Source organism: Jannaschia sp. S6380 (assembly GCF_023015695.1).
GTDB lineage: Bacteria > Pseudomonadota > Alphaproteobacteria > Rhodobacterales > Rhodobacteraceae > Jannaschia.
In genome coordinates this window covers 1246909-1268353 of the sequence record NZ_JALKAS010000001.1, presented here as the reverse complement: position 1 = coordinate 1268353, position 21445 = coordinate 1246909, and the positions used below count along the sequence as shown (strand labels likewise).

The 21445-nt window shown below is 68.7% G+C and carries 19 protein-coding genes; 8 read left to right on the top strand and 11 right to left on the bottom strand.

Annotation, left to right across the window (positions count from 1 at the left end):
• The first annotated feature begins 30 nt into the window (after window positions 1–30).
• Entirely contained in the window at window positions 31–2199 is a 2169-nt protein-coding gene (gene selD, locus MWU52_RS06520; protein ID WP_246950443.1) for a selenide, water dikinase SelD, read from the top strand.
• Here selD and mnmH read toward each other — a convergent pair.
• The 5 genes from mnmH to MWU52_RS06495 all read right to left on the bottom strand — a co-directional run bounded on the left by mnmH (window position 2196) and on the right by MWU52_RS06495 (window position 7540).
• Window positions 2196–3236 (bottom strand): tRNA 2-selenouridine(34) synthase MnmH, encoded by a 1041-nt coding sequence (gene mnmH / locus MWU52_RS06515; RefSeq protein WP_246950441.1) that lies wholly within the window; start codon window positions 3234–3236, stop codon window positions 2196–2198. The genes selD and mnmH overlap by 4 nt on opposite strands.
• 287 nt (window positions 3237–3523) lie before the next feature.
• Entirely contained in the window at window positions 3524–5068 is a 1545-nt protein-coding gene (locus MWU52_RS06510) for a phospholipase D-like domain-containing protein (RefSeq protein WP_246950440.1), read from the bottom strand.
• Entirely contained in the window at window positions 5068–6462 is a 1395-nt protein-coding gene (locus MWU52_RS06505; RefSeq protein WP_246950439.1) for a sensor histidine kinase, read from the bottom strand. Before MWU52_RS06505 ends, MWU52_RS06510 begins: the two co-directional genes overlap by 1 nt.
• A 347-nt stretch (window positions 6463–6809) precedes the next feature.
• Entirely contained in the window at window positions 6810–7379 is a 570-nt protein-coding gene (locus MWU52_RS06500; protein ID WP_246950438.1) for an RNA polymerase sigma factor, read from the bottom strand.
• A complete protein-coding gene (locus MWU52_RS06495) occupies window positions 7376–7540 on the bottom strand; it encodes a NepR family anti-sigma factor (RefSeq protein ID WP_246950437.1) in 165 nt (54 codons plus the stop codon). The genes MWU52_RS06500 and MWU52_RS06495 overlap by 4 nt, the downstream gene beginning before the upstream one ends.
• A 107-nt stretch (window positions 7541–7647) precedes the next feature.
• Between MWU52_RS06495 and MWU52_RS06490 the strand changes: the two genes are divergently transcribed.
• Entirely contained in the window at window positions 7648–8469 is an 822-nt protein-coding gene (locus tag MWU52_RS06490) for a response regulator (protein ID WP_246950434.1), read from the top strand.
• 64 nt (window positions 8470–8533) lie between these two features.
• On the opposite strand, the gene MWU52_RS06485 is transcribed toward MWU52_RS06490, so the two are convergent.
• Window positions 8534–8698: a DUF1328 domain-containing protein gene (locus tag MWU52_RS06485; protein WP_246950431.1), complete on the bottom strand. Its 165-nt coding sequence runs from the start codon at window positions 8696–8698 to the stop codon at window positions 8534–8536.
• Window positions 8699–8881: 183 nt separating this feature from the next.
• Between MWU52_RS06485 and MWU52_RS06480 the strand changes: the two genes are divergently transcribed.
• Together MWU52_RS06480 and MWU52_RS06475 are read left to right on the top strand one after the other, a co-directional pair.
• Entirely contained in the window at window positions 8882–9610 is a 729-nt protein-coding gene (locus tag MWU52_RS06480) for a Crp/Fnr family transcriptional regulator (RefSeq protein ID WP_246950429.1), read from the top strand.
• Between the two features lies 1 nt (window position 9611).
• Window positions 9612–10901 carry a DUF2254 domain-containing protein gene (locus MWU52_RS06475; protein ID WP_246950427.1) on the top strand — a complete coding sequence of 430 codons (1290 nt, stop codon included), beginning with the start codon at window positions 9612–9614 and terminating at the stop codon, window positions 10899–10901.
• On the opposite strand, the gene MWU52_RS06470 is transcribed toward MWU52_RS06475, so the two are convergent.
• From MWU52_RS06470 to MWU52_RS06455, 4 genes are all read right to left on the bottom strand, one after another.
• Complete coding sequence (locus tag MWU52_RS06470) at window positions 10898–11515, bottom strand: hypothetical protein (RefSeq protein WP_246950426.1); 618 nt, start codon at window positions 11513–11515, stop codon at window positions 10898–10900. The genes MWU52_RS06475 and MWU52_RS06470 overlap by 4 nt on opposite strands.
• Window positions 11512–12291, bottom strand: a complete 780-nt coding sequence (locus MWU52_RS06465; RefSeq protein WP_246950424.1) for an ATP-binding cassette domain-containing protein — start codon at window positions 12289–12291, stop codon at window positions 11512–11514. Before MWU52_RS06465 ends, MWU52_RS06470 begins: the two co-directional genes overlap by 4 nt.
• Window positions 12288–13358 (bottom strand): ABC transporter permease, encoded by a 1071-nt coding sequence (locus MWU52_RS06460; RefSeq protein WP_246950423.1) that lies wholly within the window; start codon window positions 13356–13358, stop codon window positions 12288–12290. Before MWU52_RS06460 ends, MWU52_RS06465 begins: the two co-directional genes overlap by 4 nt.
• A 128-nt stretch (window positions 13359–13486) precedes the next feature.
• The gene (locus tag MWU52_RS06455; protein WP_246950422.1) at window positions 13487–14503 is read right to left on the bottom strand and encodes a sugar ABC transporter substrate-binding protein; all 1017 of its coding nucleotides are present in this window, start codon (window positions 14501–14503) and stop codon (window positions 13487–13489) included.
• 145 nt (window positions 14504–14648) lie between these two features.
• On the opposite strand from MWU52_RS06455, the gene MWU52_RS06450 reads away from it, so the two are divergent.
• Complete coding sequence (locus tag MWU52_RS06450) at window positions 14649–15803, top strand: ROK family transcriptional regulator (protein ID WP_246950421.1); 1155 nt, start codon at window positions 14649–14651, stop codon at window positions 15801–15803.
• On the opposite strand, the gene aroQ is transcribed toward MWU52_RS06450, so the two are convergent.
• Entirely contained in the window at window positions 15788–16216 is a 429-nt protein-coding gene (gene aroQ, locus MWU52_RS06445) for a type II 3-dehydroquinate dehydratase (RefSeq protein ID WP_246950420.1), read from the bottom strand. The two genes, MWU52_RS06450 and aroQ, sit on opposite strands and share 16 nt — an antisense overlap.
• Before the next feature lie 130 nt (window positions 16217–16346).
• On the opposite strand from aroQ, the gene MWU52_RS17955 reads away from it, so the two are divergent.
• From MWU52_RS17955 to MWU52_RS06435, 3 genes are all read left to right on the top strand, one after another.
• Window positions 16347–16469 (top strand): hypothetical protein, encoded by a 123-nt coding sequence (locus tag MWU52_RS17955; protein WP_281493913.1) that lies wholly within the window; start codon window positions 16347–16349, stop codon window positions 16467–16469.
• A 72-nt stretch (window positions 16470–16541) separates the two neighbouring features.
• On the top strand, window positions 16542–18950 hold the full coding sequence (locus MWU52_RS06440) for an FAD-dependent oxidoreductase (protein ID WP_246950419.1): 2409 nt from the start codon (window positions 16542–16544) through the stop codon (window positions 18948–18950).
• Window positions 18947–21391 carry an FAD-dependent oxidoreductase gene (locus MWU52_RS06435; RefSeq protein WP_246950418.1) on the top strand — a complete coding sequence of 815 codons (2445 nt, stop codon included), beginning with the start codon at window positions 18947–18949 and terminating at the stop codon, window positions 21389–21391. Before MWU52_RS06440 ends, MWU52_RS06435 begins: the two co-directional genes overlap by 4 nt.
• Window positions 21392–21445: the final 54 nt, after the last annotated feature.

Here is a 21445-nt window from a genome sequence, read left to right as displayed (position 1 = left end):
GGACACCCGCCGCCCCGCAGAAGGCCCGCCATGCAGCCCCAGATTCCCCTGACACGCGATCTCGTCCTGGTGGGCGGCGGACATGCGCATGCACTGGTCCTGCGGCGCTGGGGCATGGATCCGCTGCCCGGAACGCGGGTCACCTTGATCAACCCCGGACCGACGGCGCCCTATACCGGCATGCTGCCCGGCCATGTCGCGGGTCACTATACCCGCGAGGAACTGGACATCGACCTCGTCCGGCTGGCGCGGTTCGCGGGCGCACGGCTGATCGACGGGGCGGTGACCGGGCTCGACCCGAATGCCGGCACCCTGACGGTCGAAGGGCGCGGAACGGTGGCCTATGACGTGGCCTCGATCGATATCGGCATCCATTCCGACATGCCGGCGCTGGAGGGGTTCGCCGCCCACGGCACGCCGGCCAAGCCGCTTCAGGGTTTCGCGGACGGGTGGCGGAAGCATCTGGGCGCCGTCGGCGAGGGGGCACCGGGCGACACGGTCGTGATCGGCGGCGGCGTGGCGGGAATGGAACTGGCGATGGCGATGGCCCACGCGCTCGCCGCCGTCGATCCGACGGCGCGCGTCTCCCTGCTGGAGTCCGCCGATCAGTTGACGGGCGTCGGCCCTCGTGCCCGGCGACGGCTGCGCGCGGCGCTGGAAGAACGCGGCGTGACGGTCCGCACCGGGGTGACGGCGACCGCCGTGGCCGCCGATCACGTCGCGTTGGACACGGGCGAAAACGTGCCCGCCGCCTTCGTCACCGGGGCCGCGGGCGCGCGACCGCATGAATGGCTGGCCGCGACCGGTCTGCCGCTGACGGACGGGTTCATCCGCGTCGGACCCGACCTGGGGGTGGAGGGGGTCGCCAACCTGTTCGCCGCCGGCGATTGCGCACATCTGACCCACGCGCCCCGGCCCAAGGCGGGGGTCTATGCCGTTCGCGCGGCGCCCATCCTGCATCACAACCTCAGGGCCGCGCTGGGAGAGGGCCGCCGCCGCCCGTTCCGGCCGCAACGGCGCTATCTGAAGCTGGTCTCGCTGGGTGGAAAGACGGCGCTGGCCGAAAAGGCGGGCCTCGTCGCGTCGGGCGACCTGATATGGCGGTGGAAGGATCGGATCGACCGCGCCTTCATGCGCAAGCTGACGGACCTGCCGGCCATGGCCGCGCCGGACCTGCCCGACCGGATCGTGGACGATCTGGCGGAAGAAGGTCCGTCGCTGCCGCTTTGCGGCGGCTGCGGCGCGAAGGTCGGGCCGGACGCGTTGCGCGCGGCCTTGGCCGCCTTGCCGCCGCCCGCGCGCGATGACGTGCTGTCGCGACCCGGCGACGACGCCGCCATCCTGGCGCATGGCGACGGACGGCAGGTTCTGACCACCGACCATCTGCGCGGCTTCACGGACGATCCGGCGCTGATGACCCGCATCGCGGCGGTCCACACCCTGGGCGACGTCTGGGCGATGGGCGCGGTGCCGCAGGCGGCGTTGGCCACCATCATCCTGCCGCGCATGTCCCCGCGCCTGCAGACACGCACCTTGGCGGAGGTCATGGAGGCCGCGTCCGACGTAATGGCCGCCGCGGGGGCGGACCTGGTGGGCGGACATACCAGCATGGGGGCGGAGCTGACGGTGGGGTTCACGCTGACGGGGCTGCATGCGGGCAACCCGATCGGTCATGCGGGGGCATCCGCGGGCGACGCGATCCTGCTGACGCGGCCGATCGGCAGCGGCACCCTTCTGGCGGCCGAGATGGCGGGGCGCGCCGATGGGCGCGACGTCATGGCGGCGTTGCGCCTGATGGCCGCGCCGCAAGGGGATGCGGCGACCATCTTGCGGGGGGCGCATGCGATGACCGACGTCACGGGCTTCGGCCTGGCCGGTCATCTGGACGCGATCTGCCGGGCCAGCGGCACGGGTGCCGAGATAACCCTGCAGGCGGTCCCGATCATGAACGGTGCGCTGACGCTGGCGGAGGCGGGCGTTCGCTCGGCCATCCATCACGCGAACGCGCGCGCGGCGCCGGTGTCGGGGGCATCGGGGCCGCGTGGGGTTCTGCTTCACGATCCGCAGACAGCGGGCGGCCTGTTGGCGGCGGTCGCGCCGGACGCGGCCGGGGATCTGCTACGCCGGTTGCGGGATGCGGGACACGCCGCCGCGCGGATCGGCACGATGACGACCGCGCCGGGGCTGCGCTGCGTCTAGCCGCCGGCCATCGCGATGGCGCGGTCGGCGGCGCGTGCCAGGTCGGCGGGCGACATGTCGCGCAGCTCTATTCGGCCCAGTTCCGTCCGGTCCTTGCCGTGGTTGCGATAGCGCGGATCGTAATGCCGTGCGATCAGGTCCGCGGCCAGTTCGGCATGCTGCCCACCCCTCGCCAGCGCGTGCCATTCGTCGATCACATCCCTGGCATGATAGGGACGCAGGCTGTCGATCCGGCGCGCCAGCAGGTCGGGATCGGCCGTCAGATCGGGATAGGTCGTCGTCAGGAAACGGCCCCGCGCCGCGGCCGGCGCCTGCAGCCGGATCACCTCGGCCGTGGCCATCGCCGACCAGAGTGCGGGGGGCAGGCGGACGCGCCCGATGGCGTTGCTCTCGGCTTCCAAGAAGATGGGCTGTCGGTCGTCCAGCCGGTCCAGCGCATGCACGAGGCGGGATTCGAACATCTTCTGCGACGGCTGCGGGTCGGCAAGGCCACCGAAATTCGACCCGCGGTGGTTGGCGAGCCCTTCGAGGTCGACGACCTGACCGCCGGCCCGCCGGATGACATGCAGCAACTCGGTCTTGCCCGTCCCCGTCCCTCCATCGATCAGGATCAGCCGGTGCGGCAACGCGTCCTCGTACAACCGCGCCGCCACCAGCCGGCGATAGCTGCGATAGCCGCCCTCGACGACGTCGACGCGCCAGCCGATCTGCGACAGGATCGTGGCGAAGGAGTTGGACCGCTGGCCGCCCCGCCAGCAATAGACCAGAGGCCGCCATCCGCCGTCGCGGTCGGCCAACGGGCCCTCGATATGCAGCGCGGCGTTGCGGGCGACCAGCGCCGCGCCGACCTTGCGGGCCAGAAACCGGTCCTCGCGAACATAGAGCGTGCCGACGCGCGCGCGCTCCGCGTCCGACAGGACGGGCAGGTTGACGGCCCCCGGAATGTGGTCCTCCGCGAACTCGGCCGGGGCGCGAACGTCGATGATCTCGTCGAAGGGCAGCCCGGTCAGGGGCAGGGCGGTCAGGATATGCGGCATCTGGTCATCCCGGGGCGGTTCGCGGTCTGCATCTAGCCCCTCCCCGGCGGATCCGCGACCCCGGGCGAGGATCCGCGCCGTAATGGTGGAACCCGATGGCGCTTGGCTGCGTTTCCGCTACGGAACCCTTCGGATCGTCGCCCGGCCGCAAACAGCCGGGGCGTCGTCCCTCTGACATCTTCCGATGCGGCTCCGGATCGCGCGCATGCGGTCCAGGATCGCGTGTCCGCCGATGGAGCCCCCCGCATCCGTCGCCCGGCGCGCGGTCCGTTTTCGTGGCGTTCCGATCAGACGATATCTTCGGGAATGCCCGGCAGATCGCGTCCGAACCGTCGCGCCGGCCCCGAACGATAAGGCAGCAGATAGCCCTCCCGATCCTCGGGGCGCCGCGCGACGTTGGCGCGCGCATGCGCCCGCCAGGATGCCACGGCCGTCGCGGGGTCGAGGAACGCCTCGGGAATCTCGCCCGCATACCAATGCGTCATGCAGCGACGGAGCAACCGGTCGACGACGGGCCGGTCCGTCAACTCCACTGCCGCCTCGGTATCCCAGCGGAAGCTGCGACCGTTCAGGTTGGCCGACGACACGATGGCGCTGTCGCGGTCGAAGATCGACACCTTCGCATGCAGATAGATGATCGGCGCGCCATGGGCCACGGTCCGGTTCCGTGCCGCCGCCGACTTGCGCTGTGCCGGGCTGGCGATGAAGATGCGCCGGCCAAAGCCCCTTTGCAGCATGCGCACGCATTTGGCCTGCAGGTATTCGCCGTATCTGGCGTCGCGTCCGGTATTGCCCCGAAAGGCCACGTCGTCGGGGGCCGAGGGCAGCACGAGCAGCAGGTTCAGCCCGGGATTGCGTCGCGCCGCCCGAACCAGCGCGCGCGCCAGGGCCCGGTCGCGGAAGAACTGGCTTTCCAGGTAGATCAGCTTTCGCGCCGTTCCGATCCGCGCCAGATGCGCGTCCGCGATCTTGGCCAGGACAGGCTTGGGCGAGATATAGGGTGCCGAGAATTTCCGCCGGGCCGATAGCGTCCGCAGGAGGTCGGGGAGATCGGGCGCCGCAGCCTTTCCCTCGACCACGTCCAGGAACGTGCGGATGTGGTGGTCGGCCTGGCCGGCCACGGCGCCCTGCAGCAGGACCTGCGTGTCGTGCCAGGTTTCGCTGGCCGGGCGGTCGTGGTCGGGCGTGTCGAACCGCCGGTCATTCAGGTCGAGGCCGCCGATATAGAGGCGTTCCTCGTCGGCCACGGCGAGCTTCTGGTGGTGCGTCACGGCGTTCAGTCGCGGCAGGACGAGGGGGCGCAGACGCACACCTTCGGGCGTGACGTCAAAATAGGGCCGCAGCGCCGGCAGCTCGCTGATCCGGCGTCGCCGTCGGGCCGGCGACAGGGCGTTCAGCTCCGCCTCGGTCGTCTTGAGGTAGCCGCGCGCCCGGGGCCACAGGAACAGCGAGGCCAGCAGGCCGACGCGCGCCGGATGCATGGCCGCGGTGACCGAAAGCAGGTGCGGGTTCCCCGAGACCTCGCCCGCGGCGAGCAGCAGGCGACGGCAGCGGGTGGCCCGTTGGTGATAATCTGGCCGGACGATCGGGTCGAAATCGCTGATGATCATCCGCAGGCGGACGCCACGCCGCAACGTGTGGACCACGAGGTCGAACCAGTCCGTGCCGATCGCGCGTCCTTCCGGCGCGTGAAGCCGCGTTCGCGGGTCGAAGATGCGCATGGCGACCGAGACCCGATCGCGGGCGTTCAGGAACAGCCGTTCGAATTCCGGGAACGCCTCGGCCGCCGTCAGCAGGATCTCGGGTTCGCCGGCGGCCGATCCCGGCGGCATCAGTAGGTCCCGGGCGCGGGCGTGAAATCGGACGCGCGGAAGGTGACGGTCAGGTGGTGCCACCCGTCCGCCTCCCGGCTCTCGATCTCGGCGTCGAGCTGGGTCGCGAAGGCGCGCATCAGCTTGCGACCCATCCCGGTGCTGCGGCGTTCCTCCTCGACGCGCGGAAGCATCGTGTTGGACAGGCAGAAATGACAGGTTCGGTCGTCATCCTCATGGAAGCGCACCGACATTTCACGGGCATGTTCGGTTCCGATGGGGGGCATGTGCTTGATGGCGTTCATCACCGCCTCGGCGGTCAGCAGCGACATGGGGACCGCCTGATCGGGGAACAGCCACACGCGCTCGATCCGAAGGTCCAGCGCGATCGTGTCGCCGCCGAGCGCGGAGTCGATGGATTTGCGCACCACCTCCTCGATCAGGTGGCCGACATTCACGAGGCCGGTGTCATCGGTCTGGTAGAGGTCGCGATGGATTGTCGCCATGCCGAGCACGCGATCCTGGGTCTGGCGCAGGGCATGCTTGGCCTCGGACCCTTCGACGTCGCGGATCTGAAGGTTGATGATCGAGGAGATCAGCTGAAGGTTGTTCTTCACCCGGTGATGGATTTCCTTGACCAGAACGCTCTTCTCGCGGACGGCGTTCTCGAGCGACGCCTCGTCGCGGATCAGCGCCTCAGTCATGTCGTGGAACGCCCGCTGGATCCGCTTGATCTCGCTGGGCGGGTTGCCGTCGGAGGTCAGCCTGGGGATCCGCCGCGCGGCGGTGAACAGCGCCATCTGCCGGCCCAGCCGGGTCAGGTGGCGGGTGATGAGTTGATGCACCGCAAAAAGCGAGACGGCGAGGCTGACCGCCCACATCAGGGCTGGAAAGAGGCTCGTCAGGATGTCGCCATCGGTCTGGCGCGCCAGCGTCGCGGTGCCGTCCCAGATGCCCAGGACATAGAACTGTCCGCGCGTGATCGGGGCGACGGTATAGATGCGGGGGGCACCACCGGGCGCCGCGGCGGTCAGGGCCTGGGCATCGGGATAGGCCATGCTGGCCAGCGAGACCCCCTCGGGCAGCAGATCGGGGATGGCGTCGAGCGAGCCCAGCGCGGTGATCGGCTCGCCCCGTGCGTTGAAGGTCACGAGTTCGACCAGCGCGTCGTCGACCTGATCCTCGCCCTCCGTCAGGCGCTCGGCACGCAGGCTTTCGTGGGGGATGGAGACGTTGACGAATCCCAGAAGGTCGCCCGTGCCGCCGAAGACCGGTTCCGCCACTGCCAGGATGGACGTCCCGCTGAGGGGCCCGTTCGGATTGGCGCGGATCGAGGAGACCGGATTGTCGATCGCCGCGGCCAGTTCCGGGCTGTCCGAGAAGTCCACGACCTGCCCGTAGGAGGAACAGGTCATCCGCCCGTCGACCGGAATGTACCCCAGGAAACTGAAACGGTCGTTGTCCTCGACGATGCCCCTCAGATAGGCGCTGCAGCGGTCGGGATCATCGACGAAGGAGGGGATGACGGCGGAGAGGGCCGCCGCGGTGCCGACGGCCTCCCGAACGGCGAGCCGCTCCTGGAAGGCAGCCTGTTCCGTTAGGGCCAGAAGCGCCAGTTCGGCATTGTCCTGTGCCTTGAGCGCGACGCTCTGTGTCTGCAGGACCGCGATTAGTCCGATCGGGAGCAGCGCAAGGGAGAGCAGGGCCGCCAGTCTGACCTTGAGGCTTTCGTACCAGGGGTCGGGGATCTTGTCCGCGGGGGTCAGCGCAGAACGCTCCCGCCTCCGGCCACCACCGCCATGGTCGCATTGTCGGTCATCTCCATCGGAGAGTCGCCATCGAGTTGGAGAAGTTCCGTCAGCCTGGCGCGGCCGCGATTGGCCCGGCTCTTGATCGTGCCGATGGCGACGCCGCACATTCCGGCCGCTTCCTCGTAGCTGAAGCCGGAGGCGCCGACGAGGATCAATGCCTCGCGCTGCTCATCCGGCAGGGTCTCGAACGCCTTCTTGAAATCGGTGAGGTTCAGGTGACCGTCATGATCGGGCTTCACTGACAGGTTCGCCACCATCGTCCCCTCGGGGTCCGACACTTCACGGTTCAGCTTGCGGCGGCTGGAGTAATAGGTGTTCCTCAGGATCGTGAACAGCCAGGCGCGCATGTTGGTGCCGGGCTGGAACTTGTCCATGTTGGTCCAGGCCTTCACCACGGTATCCTGCACCATGTCGTCGGCGGTGGCGCCGTTGCGCGTCAGGCTGAGCGCAAAGGCCCGTAGTGCCGGAAGGTGATCCAGCATCGCTTCTCGGGGGTCGGCCCCGCTCGGCTTGGCGGTCATTTGTCGTCGCTTTCCTCGGCGTCCTGCGCCTTGAGTACGGCGAGCAGATCCTTGAACCGGTCCGGGAGTTCTTCTTGCACGAGGTCGGAATAGACCAGCTTCAGGTTCTGGTCGATAAGCTTCGATACCCGGTCGGCATCATCCTGCTCGGGTTCGGTCATGATCAAGTTGCACCCTCGGAAAGACGTATTATTCTTGCTGGCTCTGGAACCCAAACGGCACCGCGTCCGTTTGGTTCCGAGAAAAATTCGTCCGGGGACAGAAAAACATGGATACAACAGAAAACGCGGTCAATCTTTCTGATCGCATTGCCGGGGAACTTCCGTATCTCCGCCGGTACGCACGCTCGCTGACCGGCTCCCAGGCTAGCGGCGACCGCTATGCCATCGCCACCCTGGAGGCGATCCTCGAGGATCGGTCCGCATTCGAACACGACACGCGCGCGAGGGTCGTGCTGTACAAATGCTTTCATGCCATCTGGAGTTCCACAGGAAATCCGACGCCCGAGGGGGAGGACCAGTCCCCTGGCGCGGCGGGTCGCGCGCAGCACCTCTTGGGGAAACTGACGCCGAACACGCGCGAGGCGCTGCTTCTCTCGACGGTCGAGGAGTTCTCGATCGACGATATCGCCACGATCATGCACACCGACCGCGATGAAGTGCGGCATTTGATCGCCACCGCTCGCTCCGACATGGAGGCCGCGACCACGGGCCGCATCATGGTGATCGAGGACGAACCGATCATCGCCGCCGACCTGAGTGCCATCGTCGAGGAGTTGGGCCACACCGTCACCGGCGTCGCCCGCACCCGCAGCGAGGCCACCGATCTGGGCAACCGGGAGCGGCCGGACCTGATCCTCGCCGACATTCAACTGGCGGACAATTCCTCCGGGATCGACGCGGTCAACGACCTTTTGACGGCGATGCCGGACACGCCGGTGATCTTCATCACGGCATTCCCCGAACGCCTGCTGACCGGCGACCGGCCCGAACCGGCATTCCTCATCTCGAAGCCCTACAAGGAAGATCAGGTGCAGTCGGCCGTCAGCCAGGCGATGTTCTTCTCGTCGACCGAGACGCTGCGCGCCTGACCGTCATGTCATGGACCGATTGGGCCGGGCGATCCGTCGCGCCGGCCCTTCGACGTTCCGCGCGTCAGGAATCCCTTGCCGCATCCAAGGCCACGGCGCCGACGAACAGCCCCGCGAACACCAGCGCCAGCACCTGGGCCACGCCGGCGGACGCACCCGCGATCCCCGCAAAGGCGAACAGTCCTGAAATCAGCGAGACTGAGAGGAAGATGATCGCCCATGAAAGCATGGCGTGGCCCGTCCTGTATTGGCGGCTATGTTCTATGACATCGACATGACAACCATATATGGTTGCGAAAGTTCCGTGACCCGCAAGATTCCGCATGAGGCCGGCGAATGGACGTTGTCACTCGGCGCTATGCATTGAATAAAAATGCGATTAGGTTTGATCGCTGCCGATCGCGGAGGGGCCATGGCCATTAAATGCGTGAACTGCCCCCTGCGCCGACGAGACGCCTTCCTGCCCATGACGGAGGAGGAGCTGCGCTTTCAGCAGCGGTTCAAGGTGGGCGAACTCACGGTGGAGCCGCAGACCCAAATCCTGATGGAGGGGTCGAACAGCCCGCAGCTCTTTACCGCGCTGCACGGCCTGGGGCTGCGATACAAGATCCTGGAGGATCAGAGCCGTCAGATCCTCAGCTTCGTGTTCCCGGGCGATTTCATCGGCCTTCAGGCCGGCGTGATGGGCGAGATGGGCCATTCGGTCCGCGCGACCACGCGCATGACGCTCTGCGTCTTCGACCGGGGGGAGTTGTGGAACCTGTTCCGGTCGCATCCCGACCGGGCGTTCGACCTGACCTGGCTGGCCTCGTCCGAGGAGCGTTTCCTGGGCGAGGCGATGTCGACCATCGGCCAGCGATCGGCAAGCGCGGCGATCGCCTGGGCGCTGGTCAAACTCTACCGCCGGGGCGCGATGGTGGGGTTGGCCATGGACGGGGTGATGGAGCTGCCGTTCCGTCAGCGGGACCTGGCGGATGCCTTGGGACTGTCGCTGGTACACACCAATAAGACGCTCGCCCGGTTGCGGGAAATGCAGCTTGCGAACTGGAGCGAGGGTGTCCTGACGGTGCCGGATCTGGCCAAGCTGGAAAAGGCCGCCTCGGGCGTCTCGGCCACGCCGGCGCCCAGGCCGCTGTTCTAGGGTGGCAGGTTCCGGGCAAGGCGACCGCAAGGGCTTTCCGGACCTTCATCTGGGTGGCCTGCTGGTCAAGGTGATGTCGGATCTGCGGGCCAGCTACTGGTTTATCCCCGGTGCGCTGACGCTGGGGGCGGTCCTGCTGGGGGCGCTGGCCGTCTGGATCGACACCGCGCTGACCGTCGACGGCACGCCGCCGGACCTGCCCGGCAGCGCGATGCAGCCCGAGGGCGCGCGGGCGCTGCTGTCGGTGTTGGCGCAGTCCATCTTCGGTGTGACCGGCGTAATGTACTCGATGACGCTGGTCGCGGTGTCCTTCGCCTCGGGCAAGTTCGGGCCGCGGCTGATCGGGAACTTCATGCGCGACCGGGTGAACCAGTGGTCGCTGGGTATCCTCATCGCGACGTTCGTCTACAACGTCGTGATCCTGCGCGCGATACACGACGGAGAGGACGCGCCGCAGCAGGTCTTCGTGCCCCATCTGTCGATCATGCTGGCCCTGGCGCTGACGCTCATCTGCATCGGCGTGGTGATCTATTTCGTCCACCACATTCCCGAGATGATCGACATCTCGAAGATCACGGCCGGCCTCGGGCGCCGCCTGATCGAGGAGGTGACACGCCTTGCCGAGGCGCAGTCCGATATCGGCGATGACGGCTTTCGGCCGCCCCCGACGCCACCCGATGCCACGCTCGTCGCGGGTCGGGCGGGGTATCTGCAGGCGATCGACCTCGACCAGCTCCGCTCGGCTGCCGAGGAGGGGGGGTACGGTATCGACGTGCCCCACCCCGTCGGCACGTTCCTGAGCCAGGAGACGGTGATGCTGCGGATCTGGGGCGGTCTGGTGTCCGACGAGGTCGAGCGCGACATGCGCGGCAGCATGGCCATGGGCGAGGGGCCGACCGAGACGCAGAACGTGCTGTTCCTGATGGATCAGCTGGTCGAGATCGCGGCGCGCGCGCTCTCGCCCGGCGTGAACGATCCGTTCACCGCCATCGCCTGCGTCAACTGGATGCGCGCGGGCATCGTGGCAGGCGGCGCCACCGGTGACGGGCTGGCCGGGCGGCAGGAAGGCCCGGTCCATCTGCCCCAGCCGACCTTCCGCGGCCTGCTGGACCGGTCCTTCGAGAACGCCCGGCCCTACACGTCGAGCGACCCGCTCTGCGACCGGCATGTCGGCTGGACGCTGGACCGGATCGAGGCGGAACTGCCCCCCGGACCCCATCTGGAAACGTTTCGGACCTTCCGCGACGGTCTGCGCGACGGGAAAGGGCAGGACGCGGTCAGGGGCATCTAGCCTCCGGTCGGCTGCCCCATCACCATGTCCGCCGGGATTGACCCGCCGAGCACGAGGCGCGCGTTCGGCAGATCGTTTCGCGCCGCCCGCGCGCGTGCCGCTTCCGGGGGCAGGCCATGCGACGTCCATCGCTCGATCAGCCGTGCTTCCAGCAGGATCTCGGGCGGGGTCAGGGCGACCGTCATGTCCCAGAGCGGGTGCAGCGCGCGCCAGCCGTCCGCGTCGAGGAGGAGATAATTGCCTTCAAATATCGCAATCTCGGCAGTCAACGTGCCGCCATCGGCGATCACCGCATCCGCCGTGCGGTCGAAAACGGGGAACGGATGCGTGCCACCCCCGCGCACGGCGCGCACCAGCGATGTCAGGCCTTCGATGTCGAACGTCTCGGGGGCGCCCTTGCGGTCGCGCAGGCCCATCCGGTCCAGTGTCGCATTGTCCAGGTGAAAGCCGTCCATCGGGACCACCTGGGCCGGCCGACCCAGCGCGGAGACCGCGTGGGCCAGTTCCGCCGCCATCGTCGATTTCCCCGCCGCCGGCGGACCGGCCAGTGCCACCAGCCGGCGCCCGGCGGGCAGGGCGAGGATGCGCCGGGCGACGTCAGGCAGGGGGGTCACGCCGGCTCCGCGACGCCCTCGGGCAGCTTGGCGCCGGTCATGTAGGCGACGGCGTCGGACATGCTGTGCGCCTTCGGGTCGATCACCGTCAGGCGCTTGCCCAGGCGGTGGATGTGCACCCGGTCCGCGACCTCGAACACATGCGGCATGTTGTGGCTGATCAGGATGATCGGGATGCCGCGCGACCGCACATCCTGGATCAGCTCCAGCACCTTGCGGCTTTCCTTGACTCCCAGCGCGGCGGTCGGCTCGTCAAGGATGATGACCTTCGATCCGAAGGCCGCGGCACGGGCCACGGCGACGCCCTGACGCTGGCCGCCCGACAGCGTCTCGACTGGCTGGTTGATGTTCTGGATCGTCATCAGGCCCAGCTCGCTCAGCTTGTCGCGCGCGAATCTCTCCATCCCCGAACGGTCCAGCATGCGGAACCATTTGCCCAGCGGGCCGGATTTCCGCAGCTCGCGGCCCATGAACATGTTGTCGGCGATGGACAGGGCGGGCGACATGGCAAGCGTCTGGTAGACGGTCTCGATCCCCGCCTCGCGGCCCTGGTTGGGGCTGGTGAAGCGGACAGGCCGCCCTTCCAGTTCGATGGTGCCCGCATCGGGAACGACCGCCCCCGACAGCGCCTTGATAAGCGATGACTTCCCCGCCCCGTTGTCCCCGATGACGGCCAGGATCTCGCCCGGGTAGAGGTCGAAGTCGCAATGATCGAGCGCGGTGACCCGGCCATAGCGCTTGACCAGGCCGCGCGCCTTCAGGATGGGGTCGCTCATGTCGAAATCCTCCGGATCCATTGGTCCAGGGCCACGGCCAGAATGATCAGGCAGCCGGACGCGAACAGGACCCATTGCGGGTTCGCGCCCGCCAGCTTCAGGCCGGTCGAGAAGACGCCGACCGTCAGCGCGCCGAACAGCGTACCGAGGATCGTGCCGCGCCCGCCGAACAGCGAGGTGCCGCCGATGACGACGGCGGCGATGCTGTCGAGATTTGCCTCGGCGAAGCTGGAGGGCGAGATGGAGCCGACCCGCCCGATGGCGGCCCAGGCGGCGAGGCCGACGATGGCACCGGCCACCACATAGACCGACAGCAGCACGCGGTCGGCGCGCACGCCGGCCAGCTCGGCCGACTCCCGGTCGTCGCCCACGGCATAGACATGGCGCCCCCAGGCCGTCCGGTTGAGCACGTACCAGAACGTCGCGAACAGCAGCACCACCAGCACCACCGCATAGATCGTGGGCGCCCCCATGATGCGCAGCGACCAGTCGCCGATCTCGACCCGCTCGCCGAAGACCTTGAGCATCGGGGCGGCCGCGTCGATGTCCTGACTGCGGATGGATTGCGACCCGGTATAGAGAAACACCGTCGCCAGCACGATCTGCCACATGCCCAGCGTCACGATGAACGGTGGCAGGCGCACGCGGGTTACCAGCAGGCCGTTCACGCAACCCAGCGCCATCGCCACCAGCATCCCCGCCAGGATCGAGAGCGGGGCCGGCACGCCGTAGGTGACGCCCAGATGCCCCATGATGACGTAGGCCAGCACCATGACGGCGCCGACCGACAGGTCGATCCCCGCCGTCAGGATGATCAGGGTCTGCGCGCAGGCGAGGATCGCGATGATCGCGGTCTGCTCAAGCGTGATCTTGATCGCCAGACCGGTGAGCAGCCGCCCGTCGGTGGCGACCGTGAAGGCCACAACCGACAGCGCCAGGATGATGATGGGCACGAGGGTCGGTGCGTTGTGCAGGACGTGCTGGACGCGGGCCAGGGGGCCGTGCCGGCCGTGCTCGAACTCGGCAACCCGTTCCGTCGCGGTGCCCGTTTCGGTGGTCTCGGCCATCTGGCTCCCTTCCGTGGAATGCGGGGCCTGCCGGGCGCATTCGCCCGCCAGGCCCGCGCGGCGCCGTCCGCGCAGCGCTCATGTCGGCGCGGGGCCGCCCCGCAAGGGGGCGACCCGCCGCTGGGTCGTCAGCCCCAGCAGCGATCCTGTCCTTCGGAGACCGAGATCGACTCGACCCCGTCCACCGGCGCGTCGGTCACAAGGTTCACGCCGGTATTGGTGAAGTCCAGCCCCTCGGTCGGCTCGGGGACGGTTCCGTCCTCGGCGAACTGCGCGATCGCCTCGATCCCGAGGGATGCCATCAGCAGCGGGTATTGCTGCGACGTCGCGCCGATCACGCCGTCGGCCACGTTCTGCACGCCAGGGCAGCCACCGTCGACCGACACGATCAGGACTTCGCCGTCGCGACCCATCGCCTTGAGCGCCTCATAGGCGCCGGCGGCGGCGGGTTCGTTGATGGTATAGACCACGTTGATTTCCGGGTCCTGCAGCAGCAGGTTCTCCATCGCGGTCCGGCCGCCTTCCTCGTTGCCGGCGGTGACCTCGTTGCCGACGATGCGGGGGTCGTCCTCGTCGCCCCAACGGTTCGGGTCCTTCACGTCGATCCCGAAGCCGGTCAGGAACCCCTGATCGCGCAGCACACCGACCGAAGGCTGGCTTTCGGCCAGGTCCAGCATGGCGATCTTGGCGTTCTCCGGGTCGTCGACCGAAGCTGCGGCCCAGGCGCCGATCAGGCGGCCCGCCTCGAAATTGTCGGTGGCGAAGGTCGCGTCGGCCGCATCGATCGGCTCCAGCGGGGTGTCGAGCGCGATGACGAGGATGCCCTGATCGCGGGCGGCCCGCAGCGGCTCGACGATGGCCTTGGTGTCGGATGCGGTGATCAGGATGCCCTTGGCGCCGGCGGCGATGCAGGTCTCGATCGCGTCGACCTGCGCCTCGTGGTCGCCATCGACCTCGCCGGCGTAGGATTGCAGCGACACGCCCAGTTCCTCGGCCTTGGCCGTGGCGCCTTCGCGCATCTTGACGAAGAACGGGTTGATGTCGGTCTTGGTGATCAGGCAGGCGGTCGTCCCATGGGCGTCGGCGAACGCGGCACCCGTCATCGAAAGGGCGGCCACGGCCGACCCGGCAAGCAACTTCTTCATTCTATCCTCCCAGATGTTCCGCGGCGATGGCACACGGACTGATCGAAGCGTGTCAGATTCCGCCTGCCTCCGTCAATATGTAAATCTAGTTGATTTATATGCCGGACCGGTCATTCTGCCCGGGTCCCCATTGCCGGAGGGCGCCGTGCCCGAGAGTTCCGCCCCCGCCCATGCCGGGCGTCGAAGCCCGACGGAACGCCTGATCCTGTCGACGGTTCGCCGGATGGGGCCGCTCGCGGGGGCCGGGATCGCCCGCGCGACCGGCCTGTCGGCGCAATCGGCCAGCGTCGTGTCCCGCGCGCTCGAGGCGGATGGCCTGCTGCTGCGCCGACCGGCGGTGCGTGGGCGCGTGGGCAAGCCTTCGGTGCCGCTGGCCCTGAACCCCGATGGGCTGTTCTCGCTGGGCCTCAGGATCGGGCGGCGGCGGGTGGATATGGTGGCCATCGACCTCGTGGGTCGTCTGCGCGGGCGGGAGGTGCTGAACTACGCCTATCCGACGCCCAGCAGCGTGACCGGGTTCGCAGGCGAAGCCGTGCGACGCCTGCGCTCCGCGTTGCCCGGGGGCACGGCCCGCCTGGCCGGAATCGGCGTCGCGACGCCGTTCGAGCTGTGGAACTGGCACGACCAGCTGGGTGCCCCGCCCGGCGAGATGCGGGCTTGGCGATCGTTCGACCTGGCGGCGGAGATCGCGGCGCTATCCGCGCTTCCGGTCATCGTCGGCAATGACGCGACGCTCGCCTGCGCCGGGGAGCAGGCCTTCGGCGCGAGCGCGGGGCCGGGCGACTTCGCCTATTTCTACGTGGGCGCGTTCGTCGGCGGGGGCATCGTCCTGAACGGCCGCATCCACCAGGGCCCGGATGGAAACGCGGGGGCGTTCGGCTCGCTGCCCCTGCGGGACCCCGATACGGCCGGCCATCAGCTGATCGACCACGCATCAATCTACCTGCTGGAACGACGGCTGGCCGAGGAAGGGAAGATCCGGCCCGGGGCGGATCTGACCACGATGGAATGGGCGGGCTTCGGCGAGGCGCTCGACGATTGGATCTCGGTGACGGCCCGCCATCTGGCCATGGCCATCGTGGCGACGACGGCCGTGCTGTCGTTGCCCCGGGTGGTGATCGACGGCTCCTTTCCCGACGCGGTGCGCACCCGTCTGGTGGCGGTCACCCGCGCGCGGCTGGCGCGGGCGGACACGCGCGGCATCCGCCGCCCGGATGTCGTGGAAGGATCGCTGGGTGTGATGGCAGGGGCGCTCGGGTCGGCCTATCAGCCGATCATGGAGGGCTACCTGTCGCCCTGACCGGCAAGCCAGCGCAGCGCGGCGAGATACCCTTCGACCCCCAGCCCCGCGATCACCGCATCCGCCCGGTTCGAGACATAGGAATGATGCCGGAACGCCTCGCGCCGGTGGATGTTCGAGACATGCACCTCCACCACGCGGCCCTTGAAGGCGGACAGCGCATCGAGGATCGCGATCGACGTATGGCTGTAGGCGCCCGGGTTGATGACGATCGCATCGAAGGTGCCCCGCGCCTCCTGGATCCAGTCGACGAGCTGCCCCTCGTGGTTGGACTGTCGGAACGTCACTTCGGCCAGATCCAGCGCCCGGCACGACGTCTCGACATCGGCCAGCGTGGCGGCGCCGTAGATATCGGGTTCCCGCTGGCCGAGCAGGTTCAGGTTCGGTCCGTTCAGCACGAGTATTTCGGTCATCGGCGCCTCCGTCGGGGTGGGCATAGCGCAGGGGCGCGCCGATCCAAACCGTCCCGTGATCCTGCGCGGTGGGCTATGGCGGGAATGTCGCAGGACTTGACGGCGCGTTCCGGCGCGGCGACGCTGGGTCATGCTCCGCCCGCGACTCACACCGCACCGCATCTTCGCCCTCGGCGCCCGCAGGGGCGTTCCGGCGGCGGTCGCGGTGATGTGGGCGATGAAGGCCCCGCCGGATCACGCGCGACGGATCTGAACCGCGCCGCCGCCCAAGGGTCGCGGCCGCAGGCGGCGTCGGGCCCGCGGGCCCCGAAAGGCGAGCATCTCCATGAACGATACGAACAGGACCCTCCCCGGCCAGGCGCGGGTCGTCATCATCGGCGGGGGCGCGGTCGGCGTCTCGGCGCTCTATCATCTGGCGCGGGCGGGGTGGACCGATTGCCTCCTGCTGGAACGCAACGAATTGACGGCCGGGTCGACCTGGCACGCCGCCGGCAACTGTCCGAACTTCGCGGGCAGCTGGACCGTGATGAACATCCAGCGGTATTCGATGGCGCTCTATCGCGGGCTGGCCGATGCCGTGGGCTATCCGATGAACTATCACGTTACCGGCGCCATCCGGCTGGCCCATAGCGACGAGCGGATGCAGGAGTTCGAGCACGTCCGCGCCATGGGGGCGATGCAGGGCCTGCGGATGGAGATGATGACCCCCGACGACATTCGCCGGGCGAACCCCTTCGTCGAGATCCACGACCTGAAGGGCGGGTTGTGGGACCCGGAGGACGGCGACATCGACCCCGCCCAGCTGACGCAGGCCCTGGCCAAGGGCGCGCGCGACCTGGGCGCGCGGATTGTCCGACATTGTCCGGCCACCGGCGTGCGACGGGAGGGCGCCGCCTGGGTCGTCGAGACCGAACAGGGCGAGGTATCTTGCGACCATGTCGTCAACGCCGCCGGGTATTACGCCGCCCGCGTGGCCGAATGGTTCGCGCCGCATGGCCGCCCGCCCTTGCCGATGGCGGTGATGTCGCACCAGTACCTGCTGACCGAGCCGATCGCGGAGATCGCGGATTGGACGCAGGCCAACGGTCGCAAGCTGCCGATGATCCGCGACCCGGATGTCAGCTACTACCTGCGGCAGGAAAAGACCGGCCTGAACCTTGGGCCCTACGAACGGAACTGCCGGTCCGAATGGGCCGACGGAACCATGCCGGAGGATTTCAGCTTCCAGCTCTGGCAGGAGGATCTGGACCGGATCGAGGATTACGTGGCCGACGCGATGGAGCGGATGCCCGCGCTGGCCACGGCGGGCGTCAGCAGCGTCATCAACGGCCCCATCCCCTATACGCCCGACGGTCTGCCCTTGATCGGCCCGATGCCCGGCGTGGCGAACGCGTGGGACGCGAACGTGTTCACCTTCGGCATCGCCCAGGCGGGTGGGGCGGGCAAGGTGCTGGCCGACTGGATCACGACCGGCGCGACGGAATGGGACTGCTGGGACGTCGATCCCCGCCGCTTCGGTTCCTATGCCAGCGACCCCGCCTATGCACGCGCCAAGGCCGAGGAGGTCTATGGCCACGAATATGCGATGCAATTTCCGCATATGCGCTGGCCCGCCGGGGCGGACCGCCTGACCTCGCCCCTCCACGACCGTTGGCTGGCGAAGGGTGCCGTGATGGGCAGTTTTGGTGGCTGGGAACGGGCCCTATGGTTCCAGCGTCCGGGCGACGACACCGGTTGGGATGCGACCCAGACCTGGCGCCGCGACGGCCCGTGGCACGCCCGCGTGGCCGAAGAGGTCACGGCGGTTCGGGATGGGTGCGGCATCATCGACCTGTCGGGTTTTTCCCGGTTCGATCTGTCGGGGACGGGCGCGTCCGACTGGCTGGCCGGCCGCGTCGCCGGACGGCTGCCGGCGGAGGGGCGGATGACGCTGGCCTATTTCGCCGGCCCGACGGGCCGCTTCGCCACCGAGATGTCGGTTGCGCGCACCGGGCCGGACGCATTCACGCTGATCACGGCGGCCGTCGCGCGCGACCATGATCGCGATCTGCTGGCACGGGATGTACCCGACACGTTGACGTTGCGCGACCGGAGCGAGGATCTCGCCTGCCTTCTGCTGACCGGCCCGGCATCTCGCGACCTGCTGGCGCCGGTGACCGATGCCGACCTGGACCTGCCCTGGCTGTCGGTTCAGGAGGCCCGGGTCGCCGGGTGCGCTGCACGGCTGAACCGTGTCAGTTTCGCGGGGGAGCTTGGCTGGGAAATCCATGCGTTGCGCGGTGATCTTCATGCAATTCATGACGCCTTGAATGGCGCAGTCCCGTTCGGGATGTGGGCGCTCGACTCGATGCGGATCGAAAAGGCGTATCGCGCCTGGGGCACGGACCTTTCGCCCGGCTATACCCTGCGGGAGGTCGGATCCGACCGGTTCATCCGCCCCGAGGCGAAGGGCCCCGAGCCCAAGCGCGCCTTGGCCCCGCTGACCCTGGCGGATTGCGGATACGACCCCCGCCCCATGTCGCCCGTTTGGCATGGCGACGCCCTGGTGGGCGAGGTCACGTCGGCCGCGTTCGGGCACCGGATCGGCGCGCCGGTGGCGTTGGCCATGCTGGACCAGGCCGCCGCCCCGCCCGGCACAGCCGTGGAGGTGGAGATCTTCGGCCGCCGTGTCCCGGCGACCGTCCACGCCGACGCCCCGCTCTGGGATCCGGCGAACGAAAGGCTCCGCGCATGACGCCCGAACTTCCGCGCCAGGCGCGTGTCGTCATCATCGGGGGCGGGGTCATCGGCTGTTCCGTCGCCTATCACCTGGCCCGCCTCGGGTGGACGGACGTCGTGCTTCTTGAACGCAAGCGCCTGACCTGCGGCACGACCTGGCACGCCGCTGGCCTGATCGCGCAGCTGCGCGCCTCGGCACCGGCCACGCGGCTGGCGAAGTACTCCGCCGACCTCTACGCGGGGCTGCAGGACGAGACCGGCGTGGCGACGGGCCTGCGGACGACCGGGTCCGTCTCGGTCGCGCTGACGGATGCGCGGCTGGAGGAGCTGCGCCGCAACGCCTCCATGGCGCGGGCCTTCGGCGTCGATGTGGAGGAGTTGTCGCCCGCCGAGATCGCCGCCCGCTATCCCGCGATGGACCTGACCGGCGTGACCGGTGGCGTCTGGCTGCCGGGCGATGGGCAGGGGGATCCGGCCAATATCTCGCATGCGCTGGCCAAGGGTGCGCGCCGTCGCGGCGTGCGCATCGCCGAAGGCGTTCGCGTCACCGGGATCGACGTGGCTGACGGGCTCGCGCGGGGCGTCCGCTATGACCTGGCCGGGGAGCCGGGAACGATTGCGGCGGATCACGTCGTGAACTGTGCCGGCATGTGGGCGCATGAGGTCGGGCGCATGGCCGGGGTCAACGTGCCGCTGCATGCCTGCGAGCATTTCTATATCGTCACCGAGGCCATCGCGGGTTTGGAGCGGCTGCCCGTGCTGCGCGTCCCCGACGAATGCGCCTACTACAAGGAGGATGCGGGCAAGATCCTGCTAGGCGCGTTCGAGCCGAAGGCGAAACCCTGGGGTATGGCGGGGATCCCGGCCGATTTCGAGTTTGACGAATTGCCGCCGGATTTCGACCATTTCGAGCCTATCCTGGAGCAGGCGATCGCGCGCCTGCCGATGCTGGCCGAGGCGGGGATCCACACCTTCTTCAACGGGCCCGAGAGCTTTACCCCGGACGATTCCTATCATCTGGGCCCGTCGCCCGAGGTCGCGAACATCTGGGTGGCGGCCGGTTTCAACTCGATCGGCATCCAGTCCGCCGGGGGCGCTGGCATGGCGCTGGCCCAGTGGATGCAGGAGGGCGAGGCGCCGTTCGACCTGGTGGATGTCGATGTGGCGCGCAACCAGCCGTTCCAGCGCAACCGTCGCTATCTACGCGACCGCGCGTCGGAAACGCTGGGCCTCCTTTACGCCGATCACTGGCCCTTCCGACAGAAGACCACCGCGCGTGGCGTGCGTCGGTCGCCGTTCCACGCGCATCTGTCCGACCTCGGCGCGGTGTTCGGCGAGCTTGCGGGGTGGGAGCGGGCGAACTGGTTCGCCGAGCCCGGCCAACCCCGCGAATACGAATACGCCTGGGGGCCGCAGAACTGGTTCGACAACGCCGCCCGCGAGCATCGGGCCATTCGCGAGGGCGCAGGATTCTACGACATGTCGTCCTTCGGCAAGCTGCGGATCGAAGGACCGGATGCGGCGACCTTCCTGAACCGGGTCTGCGGTGGCGACATGGACGTCCCGCCCGGCCGGATCGTCTATACGCAGATGCTGAACTCCCGCGCCGGGGTGGAGGCCGACGTGACCGTCACGCGCCTGTCCGAAACGGCGTTCCTGATGGTCACGCCGGCAGCCGCGCGGGTGAAGGACGAGGCCTGGCTGCGCCGGCATGTCGGCGATGCCCGCGTCGTCATCACCGACATGACCGCCGCCGAGGCGGTCCTGGCCGTCATGGGCCCTTCGGCCCGCGACGTCATGGCCGCGATCAGCCCGGACGATTTCGGCAACGACGCCTTCCCCTTCGGAACCGCGCGCGAAATCGAACTGGGATATGCCCTGGCCCGCGCGCATCGTGTCTCCTACGTGGGGGAGTTGGGGTGGGAGCTGTATGTCCCGGCCGACATGGCGGCGCATGTGCTGGAGACCTTGCTGGCGGCGGATACGGGCGCGCGGCCCGTCGGCCTGCATACGATGGACAACTGCCGGATGGAGCGGGCCTTTCGCCACATGGGCCACGACATCACCCCGGCCGACCACGTGGTCGAGGCGGGGCTGGGCTTCGCGGTCAAGACCGGCAAGGGCTGCGATTTCATCGGGCGGGACGCGGTGCTGCGCAGACGCGAGACCGGGCCCGAACGCCGCATCCTGCAGTTCCGTCTGCGCGCGCCGCGGGTGATGCTCTATCACAACGAGCCCATCGTCCGGGATGGCCGGATCGTCGGACACATCACGTCGGGCGCCTACGGGCACCATCTGGGCGGGGCGATGGGCCTGGGCTACGTGCCCTGCGCGGGCGAAAGCGTCGCCGATCTGCTGGCGTCGGAGTTCGCGATCGAGGTCGCGGGCCGCCGGATGCCGGCGGACGCATCCTTCGCCCCGATGTACGACCCCAAGGGCATGCGCCTGAAGATGTAGGCCGCAGACACGAAAAGGGCGGCCCATCGGCCGCCCTTCCGCAATCCGCCGGAC

What these genes read in the sequence shown, in the direction of transcription:
- MWU52_RS06440 (WP_246950419.1), top strand. Translation starts at nt 16,542, where the DNA reads ATGAACGATACGAACAGGACCCTCCCCGGCCAGGCGCGGGTCGTCATC.
- MWU52_RS06465 (WP_246950424.1), bottom strand. Translation starts at nt 12,291, where the DNA reads ATGAGCGACCCCATCCTGAAGGCGCGCGGCCTGGTCAAGCGCTATGGC.
- MWU52_RS17955 (WP_281493913.1), top strand. Translation starts at nt 16,347, where the DNA reads ATGCTCCGCCCGCGACTCACACCGCACCGCATCTTCGCCCTCGGCGCC.
- MWU52_RS06460 (WP_246950423.1), bottom strand. Translation starts at nt 13,358, where the DNA reads ATGGCCGAGACCACCGAAACGGGCACCGCGACGGAACGGGTTGCCGAG.
- MWU52_RS06485 (WP_246950431.1), bottom strand. Translation starts at nt 8,698, where the DNA reads ATGCTTTCATGGGCGATCATCTTCCTCTCAGTCTCGCTGATTTCAGGA.
- aroQ (WP_246950420.1), bottom strand. Translation starts at nt 16,216, where the DNA reads ATGACCGAAATACTCGTGCTGAACGGACCGAACCTGAACCTGCTCGGC.
- MWU52_RS06500 (WP_246950438.1), bottom strand. Translation starts at nt 7,379, where the DNA reads ATGACCGCCAAGCCGAGCGGGGCCGACCCCCGAGAAGCGATGCTGGAT.
- MWU52_RS06480 (WP_246950429.1), top strand. Translation starts at nt 8,882, where the DNA reads ATGGCCATTAAATGCGTGAACTGCCCCCTGCGCCGACGAGACGCCTTC.
- selD (WP_246950443.1), top strand. Translation starts at nt 31, where the DNA reads ATGCAGCCCCAGATTCCCCTGACACGCGATCTCGTCCTGGTGGGCGGC.
- MWU52_RS06495 (WP_246950437.1), bottom strand. Translation starts at nt 7,540, where the DNA reads ATGACCGAACCCGAGCAGGATGATGCCGACCGGGTATCGAAGCTTATC.
- mnmH (WP_246950441.1), bottom strand. Translation starts at nt 3,236, where the DNA reads ATGCCGCATATCCTGACCGCCCTGCCCCTGACCGGGCTGCCCTTCGAC.
- MWU52_RS06435 (WP_246950418.1), top strand. Translation starts at nt 18,947, where the DNA reads ATGACGCCCGAACTTCCGCGCCAGGCGCGTGTCGTCATCATCGGGGGC.
- MWU52_RS06510 (WP_246950440.1), bottom strand. Translation starts at nt 5,068, where the DNA reads ATGCCGCCGGGATCGGCCGCCGGCGAACCCGAGATCCTGCTGACGGCG.
- MWU52_RS06455 (WP_246950422.1), bottom strand. Translation starts at nt 14,503, where the DNA reads ATGAAGAAGTTGCTTGCCGGGTCGGCCGTGGCCGCCCTTTCGATGACG.
- MWU52_RS06490 (WP_246950434.1), top strand. Translation starts at nt 7,648, where the DNA reads ATGGATACAACAGAAAACGCGGTCAATCTTTCTGATCGCATTGCCGGG.
- MWU52_RS06505 (WP_246950439.1), bottom strand. Translation starts at nt 6,462, where the DNA reads ATGACCTGTTCCTCCTACGGGCAGGTCGTGGACTTCTCGGACAGCCCG.